The organism is Campylobacter sp. 107 (genome assembly GCF_002383835.1).
GTDB classification, from domain to species: domain Bacteria; phylum Campylobacterota; class Campylobacteria; order Campylobacterales; family Campylobacteraceae; genus Campylobacter_D; species Campylobacter_D jejuni.
The window spans coordinates 1-363 of the sequence record NZ_NXBA01000002.1 but is presented as its reverse complement, the minus strand read 5'-3'; the positions used below and the strand labels follow the sequence as shown (position 1 = coordinate 363).

Below are 363 nucleotides of genomic sequence, written 5' to 3'. Positions count from 1 at the left end.
TTTCTGCTAATTTTTTATTCAATCTTAAAATATCTTCATGAAATCTTTCATAATAATGACTCATCAGTTCTAAAAAATAAATTCTAGAAAATTGAAAGAAAGGTTTAGAAGAACAAAGTTCAGTATAATCTTGAGCTTGCAATTTATCATTTTCCAAAACCATCAATCTTGCACTTTGTAATTCATTTGAAAAATCTAAGATATGAAACATGACCCAAATGATTTCTATATCTTTTTCAAAAACAACAATATGTTGATGATTTTTATTTTGCAATAAAGCTTTAAATAAAATTCCATTTCCAAAACCATAAAAATATAATACAGGATAAAGTAGATATTTATCATTATAAGTGTTTAGCATAG

Annotated in this window: 1 pseudogene; it reads right to left on the bottom strand. The window is 23.4% G+C overall.

The window, feature by feature from the left end:
* Nucleotides 1-363 (bottom strand): annotated as a pseudogene (locus BGS40_RS00010) (motility associated factor glycosyltransferase family protein); the annotation flags it as partial.